The sequence below is a fragment of the Pimelobacter simplex genome (assembly GCF_900114845.1).
In the GTDB taxonomy this organism is placed as follows: domain Bacteria; phylum Actinomycetota; class Actinomycetes; order Propionibacteriales; family Nocardioidaceae; genus Nocardioides; species Nocardioides simplex.
Window position 1 is genome coordinate 61,145 of record NZ_FOUK01000007.1, and the last position, 17,711, is coordinate 78,855.

At 73.0% G+C, this 17,711-nt stretch carries 18 protein-coding genes and 1 tRNA gene; 9 read left to right on the forward strand and 10 right to left on the reverse strand.

From position 1 onward, the window contains the following. Position 1 precedes the first annotated feature (1 nt). From BM223_RS24550 to BM223_RS24560, 3 genes are all read right to left on the reverse strand, one after another. The gene (locus BM223_RS24550; protein ID WP_235318940.1) at positions 2-874 is read right to left on the reverse strand and encodes a serine/threonine-protein kinase; all 873 of its coding nucleotides are present in this window, start codon (positions 872-874) and stop codon (positions 2-4) included. A gap of 5 nt (positions 875-879) precedes the next feature. Then, complete coding sequence (locus tag BM223_RS24555; RefSeq protein ID WP_038679956.1) at positions 880-1,326, reverse strand: hypothetical protein; 447 nt, start codon at positions 1,324-1,326, stop codon at positions 880-882. 125 nt (positions 1,327-1,451) lie between these two features. Next, positions 1,452-2,084 (reverse strand): hypothetical protein, encoded by a 633-nt coding sequence (locus BM223_RS24560; RefSeq protein WP_141267735.1) that lies wholly within the window; start codon positions 2,082-2,084, stop codon positions 1,452-1,454. A 103-nt stretch (positions 2,085-2,187) separates the two neighbouring features. On the opposite strand from BM223_RS24560, the gene BM223_RS24565 reads away from it, so the two are divergent. Continuing rightward, positions 2,188-2,259: transfer RNA gene (locus BM223_RS24565), tRNA-Val, on the forward strand. Here the strand turns inward: BM223_RS24565 and BM223_RS30250 are convergent. After that, positions 2,219-3,133, reverse strand: coding sequence for a LysR family transcriptional regulator (locus BM223_RS30250; protein WP_052139338.1), 915 nt, complete (start codon positions 3,131-3,133; stop codon positions 2,219-2,221). The two genes, BM223_RS24565 and BM223_RS30250, sit on opposite strands and share 41 nt — an antisense overlap. Before the next feature lie 70 nt (positions 3,134-3,203). Here BM223_RS30250 and BM223_RS24575 point away from each other — a divergent pair, with 70 nt between their 5' ends. After that, positions 3,204-3,590 (forward strand): nuclear transport factor 2 family protein, encoded by a 387-nt coding sequence (locus BM223_RS24575; RefSeq protein WP_052138800.1) that lies wholly within the window; start codon positions 3,204-3,206, stop codon positions 3,588-3,590. Here BM223_RS24575 and BM223_RS24580 read toward each other — a convergent pair. Continuing rightward, positions 3,544-4,977, reverse strand: a complete 1,434-nt coding sequence (locus BM223_RS24580; protein ID WP_052139340.1) for an MFS transporter — start codon at positions 4,975-4,977, stop codon at positions 3,544-3,546. The two genes, BM223_RS24575 and BM223_RS24580, sit on opposite strands and share 47 nt — an antisense overlap. A 102-nt stretch (positions 4,978-5,079) precedes the next feature. Here BM223_RS24580 and BM223_RS24585 point away from each other — a divergent pair, with 102 nt between their 5' ends. Then, entirely contained in the window at positions 5,080-5,916 is an 837-nt protein-coding gene (locus BM223_RS24585; protein WP_038679962.1) for a helix-turn-helix transcriptional regulator, read from the forward strand. 305 nt (positions 5,917-6,221) lie between these two features. On the opposite strand, the gene BM223_RS24590 is transcribed toward BM223_RS24585, so the two are convergent. Genes BM223_RS24590 through BM223_RS24600 form a run of 3 tightly spaced genes read right to left on the reverse strand, consistent with a single transcriptional unit; the run spans position 6,222 to position 8,801 of the window. Then, a complete protein-coding gene (locus BM223_RS24590) occupies positions 6,222-6,710 on the reverse strand; it encodes a peroxiredoxin (protein ID WP_235318942.1) in 489 nt (162 codons plus the stop codon). A gap of 8 nt (positions 6,711-6,718) precedes the next feature. After that, the gene (locus BM223_RS24595) at positions 6,719-8,362 is read right to left on the reverse strand and encodes an AMP-binding protein (protein WP_038679964.1); all 1,644 of its coding nucleotides are present in this window, start codon (positions 8,360-8,362) and stop codon (positions 6,719-6,721) included. A 10-nt stretch (positions 8,363-8,372) separates the two neighbouring features. Next, positions 8,373-8,801: a DUF3052 domain-containing protein gene (locus BM223_RS24600; protein ID WP_038679966.1), complete on the reverse strand. Its 429-nt coding sequence runs from the start codon at positions 8,799-8,801 to the stop codon at positions 8,373-8,375. Positions 8,802-8,974: 173 nt separating this feature from the next. Here BM223_RS24600 and aceE point away from each other — a divergent pair, with 173 nt between their 5' ends. After that, entirely contained in the window at positions 8,975-11,788 is a 2,814-nt protein-coding gene (aceE, locus tag BM223_RS24605; protein ID WP_052139341.1) for a pyruvate dehydrogenase (acetyl-transferring), homodimeric type, read from the forward strand. Here aceE and BM223_RS24610 read toward each other — a convergent pair. After that, positions 11,767-12,153: a hypothetical protein gene (locus tag BM223_RS24610; protein WP_038679968.1), complete on the reverse strand. Its 387-nt coding sequence runs from the start codon at positions 12,151-12,153 to the stop codon at positions 11,767-11,769. The genes aceE and BM223_RS24610 overlap by 22 nt on opposite strands. Before the next feature lie 140 nt (positions 12,154-12,293). Beyond that, entirely contained in the window at positions 12,294-12,998 is a 705-nt protein-coding gene (locus BM223_RS24615; protein WP_052138802.1) for a FadR/GntR family transcriptional regulator, read from the reverse strand. Between the two features lie 155 nt (positions 12,999-13,153). Here BM223_RS24615 and BM223_RS24620 point away from each other — a divergent pair, with 155 nt between their 5' ends. From BM223_RS24620 to BM223_RS24640, 5 genes are read left to right on the forward strand one after another with little or no spacing between them, the layout of a single operon-like run. Continuing rightward, positions 13,154-13,396: a biotin/lipoyl-containing protein gene (locus BM223_RS24620; RefSeq protein ID WP_038679970.1), complete on the forward strand. Its 243-nt coding sequence runs from the start codon at positions 13,154-13,156 to the stop codon at positions 13,394-13,396. Further along, positions 13,393-14,364 carry a thiamine pyrophosphate-dependent dehydrogenase E1 component subunit alpha gene (locus BM223_RS24625; RefSeq protein ID WP_052138803.1) on the forward strand — a complete coding sequence of 324 codons (972 nt, stop codon included), beginning with the start codon at positions 13,393-13,395 and terminating at the stop codon, positions 14,362-14,364. Before BM223_RS24620 ends, BM223_RS24625 begins: the two co-directional genes overlap by 4 nt. Continuing rightward, complete coding sequence (locus BM223_RS24630) at positions 14,361-15,353, forward strand: alpha-ketoacid dehydrogenase subunit beta (RefSeq protein ID WP_038679972.1); 993 nt, start codon at positions 14,361-14,363, stop codon at positions 15,351-15,353. The genes BM223_RS24625 and BM223_RS24630 overlap by 4 nt, the downstream gene beginning before the upstream one ends. Beyond that, a complete protein-coding gene (locus BM223_RS24635) occupies positions 15,350-16,735 on the forward strand; it encodes an aminotransferase family protein (RefSeq protein ID WP_052138804.1) in 1,386 nt (461 codons plus the stop codon). The genes BM223_RS24630 and BM223_RS24635 overlap by 4 nt, the downstream gene beginning before the upstream one ends. Further along, a complete protein-coding gene (locus BM223_RS24640) occupies positions 16,732-17,709 on the forward strand; it encodes an ABC transporter substrate-binding protein (RefSeq protein ID WP_052138805.1) in 978 nt (325 codons plus the stop codon). The genes BM223_RS24635 and BM223_RS24640 overlap by 4 nt, the downstream gene beginning before the upstream one ends. Positions 17,710-17,711: the final 2 nt, after the last annotated feature.

Here is a 17,711-nt window from a genome sequence, read left to right on the forward strand (position 1 = left end):
GCTAGCCCTTCCAGTGCAGCCGCGGCGCCGGCAGCCCGGCGAGCTCGGGCTCCAGCGCCTCGGCGACCTCGCGCGGCAGCGGCCGGTCGGCCGGGTCCAGCTCGAGCATCGCGTGGATGGTCTTCGCCACGACCGCCGGGACGTCGTCGGGCAGCTCGGCCGGCGCGTCGAGCAGCTGCGGGAACCGGGCGGCCGGGTCGGCCGCGTCCGGGTCGCCCGGACGGAAGGCGCGCACGCCGGCGACGGCGTGGAACAGCGTGGTGCCGAGCCCCCAGACGTCGCTGGCGTACCCCGGCACGCCGTACGCCGTCCCGGGGGCGGCCTGCTCGGGCGCCAGGTAGGCGTCGGTGCCGATCGGCGTGGTCAGCGCGGCCGCCTGGTCGTCCGGGCGGGCCACGGAGAGGTCGATCATCCGCGCCGGGGCGCCCATGATCACGTTGCTCGGCTTGAGGTCGAGGTGGCACACGTCGGCGTGCCGGAAGAAGTGGAGGGCGGAGGCGAGGTCGATCGCGAGCGGCAGGTACTGCTGCGGCGAGAGCCGCCGGTGCCGCCGGATCAGCCGGGACAGGCTCGGCCCCTCGACGTGCTCCAGCACCAGGTGCGGGCGCGGCCCCTCCGCGTCGTGCCGCAGCCCGCGGACGACGACCGGGTGGTGCGCCACGTCGAGCGCGGTCGCCTCGCGGACCAGGCTCCGGACGGTGTGCTCGTCGTCGGCCTCGGCGGGCCGGACCACCTTCGCGACGACGGGCCCGTAGGTGATCTCGTCGAACGCGAGGTACGCCTCGTAGGCGGAGCCACCCCCGAGCAGCCGCAGCGCGGTCAGCTCGGGGGTGATCGCGTCACCCTCGGCGAAGTGCCAGGAGGACAGCTCCACGTCGGTCACCCGCGGGTGTTGTGCCGGCTGCGGTCGTTGGTGTGGTTGCGCGACCAGTCCCGCACCTTCGGGCCGGGGCCGTCCTGCGTCCAGTCGCGCACCGCGCGGCCCGAGCGGCTGTCGTCGCGGCCGCTGCGCGCGCCGGTCCGGGTGTTGTCCCGGCTGTTGCCGGTGGCCTTCGTGGCCTGCGTGGCGCGGGTCCGGGTGGCCCGGGTGTTGGTGTTCGTGTCGGCACCCTGGCGGGCGCGGAGGGCGTCGGCCGGGTCGTCGTCATCGTCGTCGACCACGAGGACGACGTCCGGGGTGTCCTCCTCGCGCTTGACCGCGAGGTTGCCGTCACTCCCGCTGGCGCTGCCGGCATCGGCGGGCCAGGCGAGCAGGCTGATCGTCAGTCCGGAGGCCATCAGGCCGACCAGGCCGGTCGCGGCGGCGACGACGGGCTTCTTCTTCATGGGTGCTCCTCGGTCGGGGGGACGTCGACCCTGCGTCGACGTCCCGCACTCTTCCGAGCGGCCGTGAGGTCACCATGAGCCGACCATGAGAGGGCTCTCATGGTCGGCTCGGAGCGAAGGTGGGCTCAGCCGTGCTTGATCTTCGGCGACATCTTCCTGGGGCCGAACCCGCTCCCGCTTCCGTCGCGCAGCCCGTCCTCCTGGTAGCTGTAGTCGTCGTCGGCGAGCAGGTCCGCGGTCGCCAGGTCGACGCTGAACCGCACCCAGCGCGGGTTGCCCAGGCACGAGCGCGGGATCGTGGTGGTCATCACCGTGCGGCTCTTGTCGAACGTGCGCTTCAGGCCCGGGCAGCGAACGCTCGGGTCCCTCCGCTTGGTGTTGATGTCGTACAGGTCGAGGCTGCTGCCGAACATCGGGATCCGCGACGACATGAGCATCAGCCTCTTGCTCGGCGTGCGGATCGTCGACGTCGACATGAGCACGCCCTTCATCGCGCTCCGGGTGCGGACCTTGATGGTCAGGTTCCGGCCCTTGTGGTTGGCGACCACCCGGGTGATGTCGATGCTGGTCCGCTCGGGCGCGGGCGTCAGCTCCGCCCCCGGCTCCCCCATCGTCTCGCGCACGACGTCACCGACCGCGTCGTCGTGCGTCCACCGCTCGGCGTGCGCGGGCGCGGCGAGTGCGGCGGTGCCGGCCACGAGGGCGGTGGACAGGGTGAGCGCGGCGACGGTACGGCGTACCGAGGTCATGAGATGCATGGGCCCACCCTGTCAGAAGCCTCACCAAGAGTGGGCAGAACGGGGCACGACGTGCGCATTTCGGTGCCTTCCGCGGGCCTCCGGTACGCTGACCCGGCTTCTGGGGCGTATAGCTCAGCGGTAGAGCACCTCGCTTACAACGAGGTGGTCACAGGTTCGATCCCTGTTGCGCCCACCCCTCCGACCAGCCGGTCCCTCAGCAGTCCCGCGAAGGCCCGCGCCGCGGCGCCGGGCTCGGCCCGCGTCGCCAGCGAGAGCGCCGTCGTCACCGAGCCCGCGAGCGGGACCGCGCGCAAGGGCGCACCGACCATCGAGGCCGCCAGCACGGCCACGCCGGCTCCCTGCGCGGCCAGGGCCAGCGCGGCCTCGGGCGAGTGCACCTGGACGGCGGGGGTCAGGGTGACGCCGGCGTCGGCGCAGGTGCGGTCGAGGGCGGCCCGGATGCCGGTACCCGGCGGCAGGGTCAGCACGGCGACGTCGGAGGCGGCCAGCTCGGCGGGCGCGAGCGCCGTCCGGACCGACCACGGGTGCCCGGCGGGGACGCCGGCGACCAGCAGCTCGTCGACCACCGTGACGACGTCGAGCCCCGGCGGGAGCGGGCCGGCGTGCGCGACGAGGGCGAGGTCGAGGTCGCCGTCGGTGAGCGCGGTGACGAGGTCCGCCGAGCTCCCCTCGCTCGCGGTGACCGCGACGCCGGGGTGCGCCGCGCGGAAGGCGGCGAAGCCGGCCAGGTAGCCGGGGATCGTGCAGCCGATGACGGTCCCGATCCGGACCTGCCCGCGGACCACGCCGGACAGGTCGTCGGCGACCGCCCGGACCCGGCCGACCGCGTCGAGCGCCGCCGTGGCGTGCGGCAGCAGCGCGACGCCGTCCGGGGTCAGCGTGGCCAGCCGGGAGCCGCGCTCGAACAGCCGGACGCCGAGCTCGCGCTCCAGCTTGGCGACCTGCGCCGAGACGCCGGACTGGCTCACGTGCAGCGCCTCGGCGGCGCCGGTGAACGAGCCCCGGCGGTGGACCTCGAGGACGTAGCGCAGCTGGTGCAGCTCCATAAGCACTGATGCTACTTCCGATCAGAACCATCTGTTGGACTCATGGGTCTCGTCGCCGCAGGATGGAGCCATGACCGATCCGCTGCCCACCGACTCCCTCCCCGCCGACCCGCGCGCGATCGCCGAGCGCTACTTCGCCTGCTGGGCCGCCGGCGACCCCGAGCCGCTGCGCCCGCTGCTCTCCCCCACGGTCACCTTCGACGGCGCGCTCGGCTCGACCCGCGGCGCCGACGAGTTCGTGGCGGGCCTCGCCGGGATGTTCGCCGCGACCACCGCCAACGACGTCCTGCTCCGACTCGCCGACGACCACGACGTCGTCACCTGGTCGGCGCTGCGGATCGCCGGCAAGCCGCCCCTCCAGGTCGCCAATTGGACGCACGTCGAGGACGGCCTGATCACCGCGGTCCGGGTCACCTTCGACCCGCGACCGATGCTCGGCGACGCGCCGGCCGGCTGACCAGCGCCACCGCGACCGCGGCGGCGGTGAGGAGCGCGAGCACCGCGTCCACCCCGATCGCCACCCGCAGCCCCGGCAGCAGGGACGCCGACGCGAACCCGGTCGCCAGCGCCGACATCACCGGGGTGCCGAGCGTGATGCCGACCTGCTGGCTCATCGTGACCAGCCCGGTGGCGAGCCCCTGCTGGTCCTCCGGCACGCCGGCGGTGGCGGTCACCGCGTACCCGACGATGGCGACCAGGTTGGCCACCCCGCCCACGAAGCTCGCGACGAGCAGCAGGACCAGCCAGCCGCGGTCGGGTCCGAGCAGCACGAGCGGCAGCGTCGCCGCGGCCTGGACGACGAGACCGCCGACGATCGCGACCGGACCGCCGGTCCGCGCGATGACGCGCGGCGCGAGCAGCCCGCCGAGGACCGTCCCCACGCCCAGCACGGCGAGCACGAGCCCGGCGGTGACGGCGGAGAAGCCCAGCGTCTCCTGCAGGTACAGGGTCAGCAGGAACACGAGCGAGGTCTCCGTCGCGAAGGCCAGCAGGCCCGCCAGATTGGCCCAGGTGACCGTCCGCCGCCGCAGCAGCGCGGGCGGGACCAGCGGCTCGGCGACGCGCGCCTCGACCGCGCCGAACACCACCAGCAGTGCCACCGCCGCCAGGAGCGGACCCCAGGCAGCGGCGTCCGTCCACCCGGACCGGCCCGCGCCGTCGATGCCGAGCACGAGCGCGACCAGGGCGAGCGTGACGGTGACCGCGCCCGGGGCGTCCAGCCGGGGACGCCGTCCGGCGGGCGTGGCGCGGAGCACTGCCGGACCGACGGCGACCACGACGACCGCGACCGCCACGTTGACGAAGAACGCCCAGCGCCAGCTCACCACCCCGGTCAGCACGCCGCCCAGGACCGCGCCGGTGGTGAACCCCGCCGCCATGAGCGCCCCGTTGAGCCCGAGCGCCCGGGCCCGGGCGGGTCCCTCCGGGAAGATCGTCGTCAGCAGCGCGAGCGCGGCCGGCGTGACCATCGCCGTGGCCAGGCCCTGGCCGATCCGGGCGCCGATGAGCAGCGCCGGCTCCCCCGCCAGCCCGCCCGCGAGCGACGAGACGCCCAGCAGCACCATCCCGGCGAGGAACAGCCGGCGCCGTCCGAAGAGGTCCGCGACCCGCCCGAAGAACAGCGTGAAGCCTGCCGCGCACAGGGCGAACGCCGTCACGATCCACTGCAGGTCCGCCGTGGCGAACCCGAGCTCGCGGCCGATGTGCGGCAGCGCGACGTTGAGGATCGAGAAGTCGACCGCGAGCGTGAAGTTGGCCGTGAGCAGGACCGCCAGCGCGATCCGCTCGGAGCGGGCGGGCCCCGTGGGACGGCGGCGGACGGGGTCCAGTTCGAGTTGGCTCATGGCGTCCACGCTGGGCGAGCGCGGCGGGCCCAGCCAGGTCCCTGGGTTGCCTAGCACTGGCAGGGCCAGGCTGCGCGCCGGCCGGTGGGCGAGAATCGTCGGGTGCCCCCACCCGTGACCGAGCTCGGCGAGTTCCTCCGCTCGCGCCGCGACCGCCTCACCCCCGACGAGGTCGGGGTGCGGACCTACGGACGCCGGCGGGTCCCCGGCCTGCGCCGCGAGGAGCTCGCCCAGCTCGCCGGCGTCTCGGTCACCTACCTGACCCGGCTCGAGCAGGGCCAGTCGACCAACGCCTCCGACGCCGTCGTCGACGCCCTCGCCCGCGCCCTGCGCCTCGACCCGGACGAGCGGGCGCACCTCTTCGCGCTGGCCCGCCCGGCGCCCGTCCGCCGTCCCCGGTCGCCGCGGCCGGAGTCCGCCTCACCGGGCGCCGAGCAGCTCCTCCACGCCATGGGCGACGTCCCGGCGCTGCTCCTGGGCCGGGTCAACGACGTCCTCGCCTGGAACCGGGCCGGCCACCGCCTCCTCGCCGGCCACCTCGACCCCACCGCGCCGTCCCGCCCCGCCGACCGCCCGAACCAGTTCCGGCTCCTCTTCCTCGACCCCCACACCCGCGACCTCTACGCCGACTGGCGCGCCGAGGCCGCCCTCGCCGTCGCCTCGCTGCGCTACGTCGCCGCCCACCACGCCGACGACCGCCGCCTCGCCGAGCTGGTCGGCGAGCTGAGCGTGCGCAGCCCGGACTTCGCCGCCCTCTGGGCCGGGCACGCGGTCGCGCTCTGCACGAGCGGCACGAAGCGCTTCCGGCACCCGGAGGTCGGCGCCCTGGACCTCGACTACGAGGTGCTGCACCTGCCCGACGGGAACGGCCAGCGGATCCTCACGCACACGGCCGCGCCGGGCAGTCCCTCGGACGCGGCGCTGCGGCTGCTGCGGTAGACGGCCGGCAGCGTGGCGGGAGGCCGTCCTCGGGCAGCTTGCTGCCGGTTCGAACGGCCGCAGACACGCTCGGCCCCGACGAACCGGCCGGCAGCGTGGCGGGAGGCCGTGCTCGGGCAGCTTGCTGCCTGTTCGAACGGCCGGAGACACGCTCGGCCCGACAAAAAAGAGTTGAACCGCTGGCGTCTCGGGTCACCAGCGGTTCAACAACGAGAACATTACCGGCCGTCTGCGACCCGGCCAACCGTTCTTGCGGATTTGGGACGAAAATGATCCGAAAGGACTAGGCGCCCGGCCCGACCGGGCTACGCCGAGGCGTAGCGCAGGGCCTCGAGGAGCTCGTCGGCGCTGCGGGCGGCGGGCTTGGGGTGGTGGACGGCCCAGCTGAGGCGTCCCGCCCGGTCGATCACGTACGACGACCGCTCGGCCGACCCGCCCCGCTCGTCGAAGACGCCGTAGGCGCGGGCGACCTCGCCGTGCGGCCAGAAGTCGCTGAGGAGGGGGAAGTTGAGGCCGTCCGCGTCGCTGAAGGCGCGGAGCGCGTAGACGGGGTCGCAGGAGATCGCGAGCACCTCGGTGTCGAAGGTGAGGAACTCGTCGAGGCGGGTCCGGAAGGCGTTCATCTCGCCGGTGCAGACGCCGCTGAAGGCGAAGGGGTAGAAGACCAGGGCGACCGCCTTGACCCCGCGGTACGACGAGAGGGTGGTGTCCTGCCCGAACTGGTCGCGCAGCGTGAAGTCGGGGGCGAGACCGCCGAGCTCGATGCCCAGCGCGGTGGTGGCCGGTCCCGCCACGTCGGGCCTCACTCGCCGGGCTCGATCGCGGCGAGCTCCCGCTTGAGGACCTTGCCGGTGGCGTTGCGGGGCAGCTCGTCGAGGAAGACGATCTCGCGCGGGACCTTGTAGCGGGCCAGGTTCTGCTTGACGAGGTCCTTGAGCTCGTCGGCGGAGACGGGCTCGCCGTCGGGCACGCGGACGACGAAGGCGCGCAGCCGCTTGCCGAAGTCGGGGTCCTCGACGCCGATCGCGGCGACCTCGGCGACCCGCTCGTGGCCGGCGAGGCAGTCCTCGACCTCCTTGGGGAAGACGTTCTCGCCGCCGGAGACGATCATCTCGTCGTCGCGGCCCTCGACGTAGAGGCGGCCCTCGGCGTCGAAGCGGCCGACGTCACCGGAGGACATGAGGCCGTCGACCATCTCCTTGCCGCCACCGCCGGTGTAGCCCTCGATCTGGAGGCTGTTGCCGACGAAGATCCGCCCGGACTCACCCTGGGGGACCTCGCGGCCCGCCTCGTCGAGGATCCGGACGACGGTCTGGTGCGGCAGCCGGCCCGCGGTGCCGGGCGCCTTGCGCAGGTCGTCGGGCGAGGCGATGGAGGCCCAGGCGACCTCGGTGGAGCCGTAGATCGAGTAGAGGTTCTCGCCGTAGCGGTCCATCCAGCGCGTCGGCAGGTCGCCGGGCAGCGCGGAGCCGGAGGAGGCGACCGCCTTGAGGTTCGGCAGGGGGTACTTGTCGAGGGTCTCGTCGGGCAGCGCGAGGATGCGCTGCAGCATCACCGGGATGACGGCGAAGGAGTCGCAGTCCTCGTCGCGCAGGATCCGCAGCGCGTCCTCGGGGTCGAACTTGCGGGTGAGCACGAGCGTGGTGCCGAGCATCATCGCGAGCTGGTAGTGCGCGAAGCCCCAGGTGTGGAACAGGGGGGCGGCGACGTGGCACTTCCAGCCGCTGCGCAGCGGCATCCGGGAGAGCAGCGAGATCGCCGCGGGGAGACCGCCCTGGGGGCGGGGCGCGCCCTTCGGCGTACCGGTGGTGCCGGAGGTCAGGATGATCGTGCGGCCCTTGCTGGCCGGCGGTGCGAGGTCGTCGGTGCGCCCAGCCGCGAGCCCGGCGGCGATGAGGCCCTCGAGGCTGTCGTCGCCCGGCTCGCCGTCGGTCCAGCCGAGCACCCGGTCGCGGAGGTCGGCGCCGGAGAGCAGCCCGGTGAACTCCTCGTCGTGGACGACGACCCGCGGCTTCTCGCGCTCGAGGACGTCGGCCAGCTGGGGGCCCGCGAAGGCGGTGTTGAGGTAGAGGACGTCGGCGCCCAGCTTGCTGATCGCGATGGAGGCCTCGATGAAGCCGCGGTGGTTGCGGCACATCACGGCGACGCCGTCACCGGGCCGGACGCCGCGGTCGCGCAGCCCGTGGGCCAGCGCGTTGGTGCGCTCCTGCAGCTCGCCGAACGTGAGCGCGCCGCGCTCGTCGATGATCGCGGTCTGCTCGGGCATGCGCAGGGCGATGGTCTTGAAGCCGCCCGCGGGGGTGGTGCTCCACTGGCGCAGGGCGTTCGCCATGCCGGCCAGGACCGACGGCGAGTACGGCCGCACGATCCCCGACTCGGTGAGGATCTTCAGGCTGGTCCCGGTGTCCTTGACCTTGCCGGTGACCCGGCTGGCGATCTTCCCCATGGATCTATTGTCAGGCGATCGACTTCGGGGCGACCAGCCGGGTCGCCGCCCAGTCCTTGCTGACCGTGGCCGCGGTGGTCTGGGCCAGTCCGGCGACGGGCGCCGCCTCGGCGATGTCGGCGGCGTCGACGGCGCCGGGTCGCCCGATCTTGGGGGTGAGCAGCCAGATCACGCCGCCACCGACGAGGTCGGTGAGCGCGTCGACGAGGCCGTCGACCAGGTCGCCGTCGTCCTCGCGCCACCAGAGCAGCACGGCGTCGACGACATTGCCGTAGTCACCGTCGACCATGTCGCCGTCGATCGCGTCCTCGAGCGCGACCCGCAGGGCGTCGTCGGTGTCGTTGTCCCAGCCGAGTTCCTGGACCACCATGCCCGGCTTGAGGCCCATCCGCTCGGCGGGTCCGGTCGGGGTGGTGCCGCCAGGGGCGGTCGAAGTCACGGTGAGTCCTCCAGTGGTTCGGGGTACGACGAGGGTCCCGCGAACGTGCGGGTTGGGGAGTAGTCCAGCGGAGTCAGGTGCCCAGGCGCAACCCTCCGGCGCTTCCGGTCGCCTCCGCGACCGTACTCATGGGTAGATTTTCTGCCCTGGAGGGAGGTGCAACGATGGGCAGCGTGACCTCCGACACGAACCCTGGCGGCCCCACCCCGGCCGCCCGCGCGGGCTCGGCGCCCTCCGTCATCCACGAGGGCCTGCCGACCCAGCTTCCCGACATCGACCCTGACGAGACCCAGGACTGGATCGACTCGTTCAACGCCCTCGTCGACGAGCGCGGGCGCGAGCGCGCGCGCTACGTCATGCTGCGCCTGCTCGAGCGGGCGCGCGAGGCCCAGGTGGGCGTGCCGGCGCTGCGCAGCACCGACTACATCAACACGATCCCGCCCGAGCGCGAGCCGTGGTTCCCCGGCGACGAGGACGTCGAGCGGCGCATCCGCGCGTTCATCCGCTGGAACGCGGCCGTGATGGTGTCGAGCGCCAACCGCAAGGGGCTGGAAGTCGGCGGTCACATCGCCACCTACCAGTCCAGCGCCTCCCTCTACGAGGTCGGCTTCAACCACTTCTTCCGGGGCAAGGAGCACCCGGGCGGCGGCGACCAGATCTTCATCCAGGGGCACGCCTCCCCCGGCATCTACGCCCGCGCCTACCTCGAGGGACGGCTCTCCGAGGAGCAGCTCTTCCGGTTCCGCCAAGAGGTCCAGCACGGCCAGGGCGCCGGCCTCTCGTCGTACCCCCACCCGCGGCTGATGCCGGACTTCTGGGAGTTCCCGACGGTCTCGATGGGCCTGACCGGCATCAATTCGATCTACCAGGCCCGGTTCAACCGCTACCTGCACAACCGCGGCGTCAAGGACACCAGCCAGCAGCACGTCTGGGCCTTCCTCGGCGACGGCGAGATGGCCGAGCCCGAGTCGCTCGGCGCGATCCGGATCGCGGCGCGCGAGGAGCTCGACAACCTCACCTGGGTGATCAACTGCAACCTGCAGCAGCTCGACGGACCGGTCACCGGCAACGGCAAGATCATCCAGGAGCTCGAGGCCAACTTCCGCGGCGCCGGCTGGAACGTCATCAAGGTCGTCTGGGGCCGTGAGTGGGACGCCCTGCTCGCCCGCGACGTCGACGGCGTGCTCGTCAACAAGATGAACTCGACGCCCGACGGCGCCTTCCAGACCTTCTCTGTCGAGAGCGGCGCCTACAACCGCGAGCACTTCTTCGGCCCCGACCCGCGGCTGCGCGCGATGGTCGAGCACATGAGCGACCGGCAGATCGAGAAGCTGCCGCGCGGCGGCCACGACTACCGCAAGGTCTACGCCGCGTTCGACTCCGCCACCAAGCACGTCGGCCAGCCGACGGTGATCCTGGCCCACACGGTCAAGGGCTGGACGATCGACGCCCTCGAGGGCAAGAACGCCACCCACCAGATGAAGAAGCTGACCAAGGACGACCTCAAGAAGTTCCGCGACCGGCTCTACCTGCCGATCAGCGACCGGGACCTCGAGACGGCGTACGAGGCGACCGGCGCGGCCCCCTTCTTCCACCCCGGCGCGCAGTCCCCCGAGATCGAGTACATGATGGAGCGGCGCCGCCAGCTCGGCGGCTCGCTGCCCCAGCGCGTCGACCGCTCGACGATGCTCACCCTGCCCGGCGACGCGACCTACGCCGAGCTCAAGAAGGGCGCGGGCACCCATAAGGTGGCGACGACGATGGCCGCCGTCCGGCTCCTCAAGGACTGGATGAAGGACCCCGGCATCGGCCAGCGGATCGTGCCGATCGCGCCCGACGAGTACCGCACGTTCGGCATGGACGCGATGTTCCCGTCGGCCAAGGTCTACGACCCGCACGGCCAGCAGTTCGAGTCGGTCGACCGCAACATGCTGCTGTCGTACAAGATGTCGACGCAGGGCCAGATGCTGCACGAGGGCATCTCCGAGGCCGGCGCCATGGCCTCCGCGATCGCCGCCGGCTCGTCGTACACGACCCACGGCGAGCCGATGATCCCGTTCTACATCTTCTACTCGATGTTCGGCTTCCAGCGCACCGGCGACTCGATCTGGGCGATGGCCGACCAGCTCTCCCGCGGCTTCCTCGTGGGCGCCACCGCCGGCCGGACGACGCTCACCGGCGAGGGCCTGCAGCACGCCGACGGCCACTCCCCGCTGATCGCGGCCACCAACCCGGCCGTCGTCCACTACGACCCGGCCTTCGGCTACGAGGTCGGCCACATCATGCGCTCGGGCCTCGAGCGGATGTACGGCAGCAGCGAGGAGCACCCGCGCGGCGAGGACGTGATCTTCTACCTCACCGTCTACAACGAGCCGGTCGCCCAGCCCGCCGAGCCCGAGGGTCTCGACGTCGCCGCCCTGCTCAAGGGCATGTACCGCGTCGCCGAGGCGCCGGCCGCCGAGGGCCCGCGGGTCCGGCTGCTCGCCTCCGGCGTCGGCTTCCCGTGGATCGACGAGGCGAAGCGCCTGCTGGCCGACGAGTGGGGGGTCCAGGCCGAGACCTGGTCGGTCACCTCGTGGAACGAGCTCGCGCGCGACGGCATCGCGACCGAGAAGTGGAACCTCCTCCACCCCGACGAGGCCCACCGGACGCCGTACGTCACGTCGGCGCTGGGCGAGGGCCCTGCCGCGCAGGCCCCCGTGGTCGCCGTGTCCGACTACATGACCGCCGTCCCGCTGCAGATCGCGCAGTGGGTGCCGGCCGACTACCGGGTGCTCGGCGCCGACGGCTTCGGCTTCGCCGACACCCGCCCGGCCGCCCGGCGCTTCTTCCAGGTCGACGCCCAGTCGGTCGTCGTCCAGGCCCTCGCGGCACTGGCCGACGCCGGCGAGATCGACCCGGCCCGGGTCAAGGAGGCCGTCGACCGCTACCGCATCGACGACCCGACCGCCGCGGCCGGCGTGCTTCAGGAGGGCGGCGACGCCTGAGCCGGACCACCGGCAGCCACCACCCAGTGCGGGGCGTCCTCGTCGGAGGGCACCCCGCACTGCGTCGTCCCGGGCAGTCCGGAGGCGCCGGCCTCGGCCTCGCCTCCCCCGAGCACCACGTGGTCGCCGACCCGGAACCCCGGGTAACCGGGGATCTCGATGACGTCGCCCCGCACCCGCGCACCCTCGGGGGCCACCAGCAGGTGACCGTCCACGACCACGCAGCCGCCGTCGGTCAGCCCGGCCGTGCCGGCCAGGCGGGCCTTGAAACCGCCCACCGACGTGGTGGCCGGTGCCGTCAGCAGGGTGATCTCAGCCGGGCCGGACGGCGCGTCGCAGGCCGCGACGGCCAGCGCGACCACCACGGCGGCAAGCCGACCGCCGCGGGCTCGTCCACCGGGCCGTCGAGCGCGCACCTGAGGACTGTGCGCCGCGCGCCCCACCCCCGCAACGGATCGCCCGAAACCCTGCGCGGATCGTCGATCGACCGCCGGCAGAGCGCCCCTCAGCTGTTGCCGATGGCGTCGAAGTGCCCGTCGACCGCCCGCATGGCCGCGTCGGGGTCGCCGGCCAGGATCGCGTCGTAGATGCGGGTGTGGTGGTCGACCAGCAGCGCCTGGCGCGAGGTGGTGAGCGGCTCGTGGAGCAGTCGCTCGCTGCGGTCGGCGAGGTCCTTGGTGAGGACGTTCGAGAGCGCCTCGGCGAAGAAGGTGAGCGAGGGGTTGCCGGCGGCGCGGAGCAGTGACTGGTGGAAGGCGCGGTCGGCGTCCAGGACGTCGGCGCTGAGCTCGGTCGCGGCCATGGTGTCGATCGCGCGCTTCATGTAGGCGATGAGGACCGGGTCGGCGCGGCGGGCGGCCTCGGCGGCGGCCTGGCGCTCGAGGGCTATCCGGACGGACTCGAGCGAGGCCAGCGGCAGGTGCGAGCTGCTGATGGCGAGGTTGAGCGCGAACGCGAGCGCGTCGGGGCGCAGCGTCTCGACGAACGTCCCGGCACCGGTACGGCGGCGCAGCACCCCGAGTCCCTCGAGCATGCCGAGCCGGTCGCGCAGCGCGGTCCGGCTCACGTCGAGGCGCACGGCGAGGTCGCGCTCGCTGGGCAGCTTGTCGCCCGGGCGCATCTCCTGGATGAGCTCGGCGAGCGCGACGGAGAGCGGGTCGGCGGCGAACAGCTCGCTGAGCGAGGACCCGGCGTCGTTCTCGATCGTCATGGCGTGGGCCTTTCCTGGGTGGGGCGCAGCGACTGTAGCCGGAGGCCCTTGACATCCGGCCGTGGGCCAGATCACTATTCACTCAATTGGTAGTACCACTTTCCAAAGCGGTAACACCACACTAGCAACCCTCTCCCCCGACCGAAAGGACTTCGGTGAGCACTTCCGTCTCGATCACAGAGCTGGGCGACGGCGTCGAGGAGGCCGTCCTCGCGACCTGGCTGTGCGCCGTGGGCGACAGCGTCGCCGCCGGCGAGCCGATCGCCGAGGTGATGACCGACAAGGTGAACCTCGAGATCGGGGCCCCGGTCGCCGGCGTCGTGACCGCGCTCCACGGCGAGCCCGAGGACACCGTGCGGATCGGCCAGGTCATCGCCGAGATCGGCGACCCCGCATGACCACCACGACGACGACCATCACCGAGACCGGCCTGTGGCAGGCGATGGTCGAGGCCCGCGCGTTCGACCAGGCGATGTGCCGGCACAACGGCCACTGGCACGAGGCGCGCGGCGAGGAGGCCGTGTTCGTCGGCGCCTTCGCCGAGCTCGGACCCGACGACGTCGTCGCGCCGCACTTCCGCGGGGCGTGCGCGGTCGCGCTCCAGCGCGGCTCCTCCCCCGCGACGCTGGCGGCCGGCGTCTTCGGCACCGACGCCAGCAGCTCGGGCGGGCACTGGCGCGGCGACATCTGCCCGGCACCGGGCCCGCGCTCGGTCGGCATGTTCTCCGGCTCGCTCGGCACCTCGGTCGCCTACGCCACCGGCGCCGCGCTGCACCTGTCCCGGACCAGCCCCGGCGCGGTCGCGGTCTGCGGCTTCGGCGACGGCACCGCCAACAGCGGCATCGTCGCGGAGTCGCTCAACCTCGCCGCGATGCTCGGGCTGCCGGTGGTCTACGTGTGCCAGGACAACCAGTACGCGACGTCGCTCCCCTCGGCCGTCGCGCTGGCCGGCGAGCGGGTCTCCGACCGGGCCCGGGCGCTCGGCATCCCGGCGACCGACGTCGACGGCAACGACGTGCTCGCCGTCCGGGACGCGATCGGCGAGGCAGTGGCGCGGGCCCGGGCGGGTGCGGGACCGTCGTTCGTGCACGCGCTGACCTACCGGATGGGCGGTCACTACATGAACGACCCCGAGACCTACCGCTCGCCCGAGGAGGTGGCGGCCTGGGCCGAGCGCGACCCGATCGCGCGGCTCCAGGACCAGCTGGTCGCGCGCGGCGAGCTCACCGCGGACGACGCGACCGCGCAGGTGCGCGCCGCCGACGAGCGGATGGAGGCGATCGTCGCGGCCGCGAAGGGCGCGAGCGACGCGGCGCTGGTCCGCGCCACGAGCCCCTACGCCGAGGACCTGAGGAGCGCGTCATGAGCCGGATGACCATGAGCGAGGCCATCGTCGCCGCGATCGCCGACGCGATGACCGCCGACCCGTCGGTCTACCTGATGGGCCAGGACATCGGCGTCTTCGGCGGGCCGATGCAGTCCACGAAGGGCCTGTGGGACAGCTTCGGCGCCCAGGGCCGGGTGATCGATGCGCCCATCTCCGAGGCCGCCATGGTCGGTACGGCGGTCGGCGCGGCGATGGCCGGCAGCCGGCCGATCGTCGACCTGATGTTCGCCGAGTTCCTCGCGCTGACGATGACCCCGCTGGGCCTCGAGGGCTCCGCCGTCGCCTTCCGCACCCGCGGCGAGGTCACCGTCCCGCTGGTCGTGCGCGCCAAGTGCGGCGTCGGCCCGCACCGCGGTCACGCCGAGAGCTGCGTCGGCATGCTGCTGGCGTTCCCCGGCCTCAAGGTCGCGATGCCGACCACGCCCCAGGACGCCTACTCCCTGACCCGCGCCGCGATCCGCGACGACAACCCGGTCGTGCTGCTCGAGCACATGAGCCTGCTCCACGGCGCCCGGGCCGAGGTCGACCGCACGCTCGACGTCCGGCTCGGCGCGGCCGACATCCGCCGGCCGGGGCGCGATCTCACTATCGCCGCGTCCGGGCTCATGGTCCAGCGTGCCGTCCGTGCGGCCAAGGACCTCGCCGCGGACGGCGTCGAGGCCGAGGTCGTCGACCTGCGCTCGCTCGCCCCGCTCGACACCGCCCTGGTCCGGGCCAGCGCCGAGCGGACCGGCGCCCTGCTCGTCGCCGAGGAGTCCTGGCCCGGCTCCGGCCCGGCGGCGGCCCTGTGCGCCGCGCTCCTCGGGGACGGCGACCGGCTCGGCTTCCCCGTCCGGCTCCTCCAGCCGCCGCCCACGCCGGTGCCGTTCGCGGCGTCCCTCGAGTCCGCCTTCGTGCCGTCCGTCGCCGACATCGCCGACGCCGCCCGCGCGCTGCACGCCCCCGTGAAAGGAACCGTGACCGCATGACCACCACCCCGGCCACCCCGGCCAGCCAGGTCTTCCACCGCGACCTGGTCCACTCCGCCCCGGCGGTCAGCCACGCCTCCGGCGTGCACGTCTGGGACGCCGACGGCAACGAGTACCTCGACGCCTCGTCGGGCGGCAACATCGTGATCAGCATCGGGTACGGCGTCCAAGAGGTGCTCGACGCGATGGCCGAGCAGGCCGCCAAGGTGAGCTTCTGCGGGCAGTTCACCAGCGAGCCGCAGGAGCAGCTCGCCCGCGAGCTCGCGGACTTCGCGCCCGAGGGCATGGACTACGTCCGGTTCACCTCCGGTGGCTCCGAGGCCAACGAGACCGCGATCAAGCTCGCCCGGCACTACTTCGTCGAGTCCGGCAAGCCGTCGAAGCACAAGATCGTCGGGCGGTGGCGCAGCTACCACGGCAACACCCTCGGCGCGCTCTCCGCGACCGGGCACGTGATGCGGCGGACCGGCTACGCGCCGATGCTGCTGCCGTTCGCGCACGCGCAGCCGCCGTACCGCTACCGGTGCACGCTGTGCGCGCAGAGCAACGCGTGCACCCTCTCCTGCGCCGACGACGTCGAGCGGGTGATCCTCAACGAGGGCCCCGAGCACGTCGCCGCGTTCATCGCCGAGCCGATCGTCGGCGCCGCGGCGATGGGCATGGTCCCGCCCGACGGCTACTTCGAGCGGGTCCGCGAGATCTGCGACAAGTACGACGTCCTGCTGATCGTCGACGAGGTGCTCACCGGCATGGGCCGGACCGGGCGCAACTTCGCGATCGAGCACTTCGGCGTCGTCCCCGACCTGATCACGTGCGGCAAGGGCATCAGCAGCGGCTACTCCCCCTTGGGCGCGGTCATCGCGCGCAACGAGATCTACGACGCCGTCGCCAACGGCAGCGGCATGTTCGAGCACGGCTTCACCTACGGCGGCAACCCGCTCTCGTGCGCCGTCGGCCTCGCCGTGCTGCGCCACATCGAGAAGCACGACCTGGTCGCCCGGGCCGGCGAGGTCGGCGGCTACCTCCTCTCCGAGGTGCAGCGGGCGATCGGCGACCACCCGCTGGTCGGCGAGGTGAGCGGCCTCGGCCTGCTCGTCGGCGTCGAGATCGTGGCCGACCGCGCCACCAAGGAGCCGTTCCCCTACGAGGCCGGCGTCAGCAAGCGGATCGCCCGCGCGTGCCAGGAGCGCGGCGTCCTCATCAACCCGTCGTTCAGCGGCAACGCCGACGGCTACCGCGGCGACCGGTTCGGCATCTGCCCGCCGTACGTCTTCGAGCGCCACCACGTCGACCAGACGGTCGCCGCCCTCGCCGCCGCGGTCGACCAGGTCGCCGCGGAGCTCGCCTCTCGGGTCCCCACCACCACCAAGGAGTCCCAGTGAAGCGCACCGCCCTCACCCTCGCCGCGTCCGCCCTCGCCTGCACGGCCCTCGCCGCCTGCGGTGAGGACGGCGGCGGGGGTGCCACCGACGTCGCGGACGCCAAGGTCTGCGTCGACCAGTACGCCACCGCGACCGTCATCGACGACCTCCTCTCCGGCATGAAGTCGGGCCTGAAGGAGGCCACCGACGACGGCCTGAAGCTCGACATCCAGAACCCCAACGCCGACGCCGCGACGGAGCAGACGCTCGCGCAGAAGTTCATCTCCGGCGACTGCGACGTGATCGTCCCCGTCGGCACGTCGGCCTCGCAGCTGATGGCGACCGCGACCAAGGACATCCCGATCGTCTTCGCCGCCTCCTCGACGCCGGTCGAGGCCAAGCTGGTGAAGTCGATGGACGCGCCGGGCGGCAACGTCACCGGCGTCGCCGACGTGATCGACCCGGTCCCGGACATCGACGCGATGACCAAGCTGATCCCCGGCCTCGCGAAGGTCGGCCTGATCTGGAAGCTCGGCGACCCGGCCGGCGACGCGCAGGCCGACAAGGTCCGCAAGCACCTCGACGAGCTCGGCATCGGGCACGTCGAGGCGACGATCAGCAACGGCTCCGACATCACCCAGGCCGCGCAGAGCCTGGTCGGCAAGGTCGACGCGATCGAGATCCCCGGAGACACCACGACGATCAGCGCGGTCGAGGGCCTGATGAAGGTCGCCGACGACGCCGAGATCCCCGTCTACGGCGGCACCAGCGAGGCCGTCGAGGCCGGCGCGGTGATCTCGTCCTCCTACGACTACAAGGTCGTCGGCGAGGCCGTCGCGAAGGTCGTCCTCGAGGTGCTCGACGGCGCCGACCCCGCGAAGACCGCGGTCGTCGTCCCCGAGACCGGCGGCTTCGACCTCAACCTCACCAAGCTCAAGGAGCTCGGCATCGACGTCCCCGCCGAGATCCGCGACGCCGCGCTCACCACCCACTGACG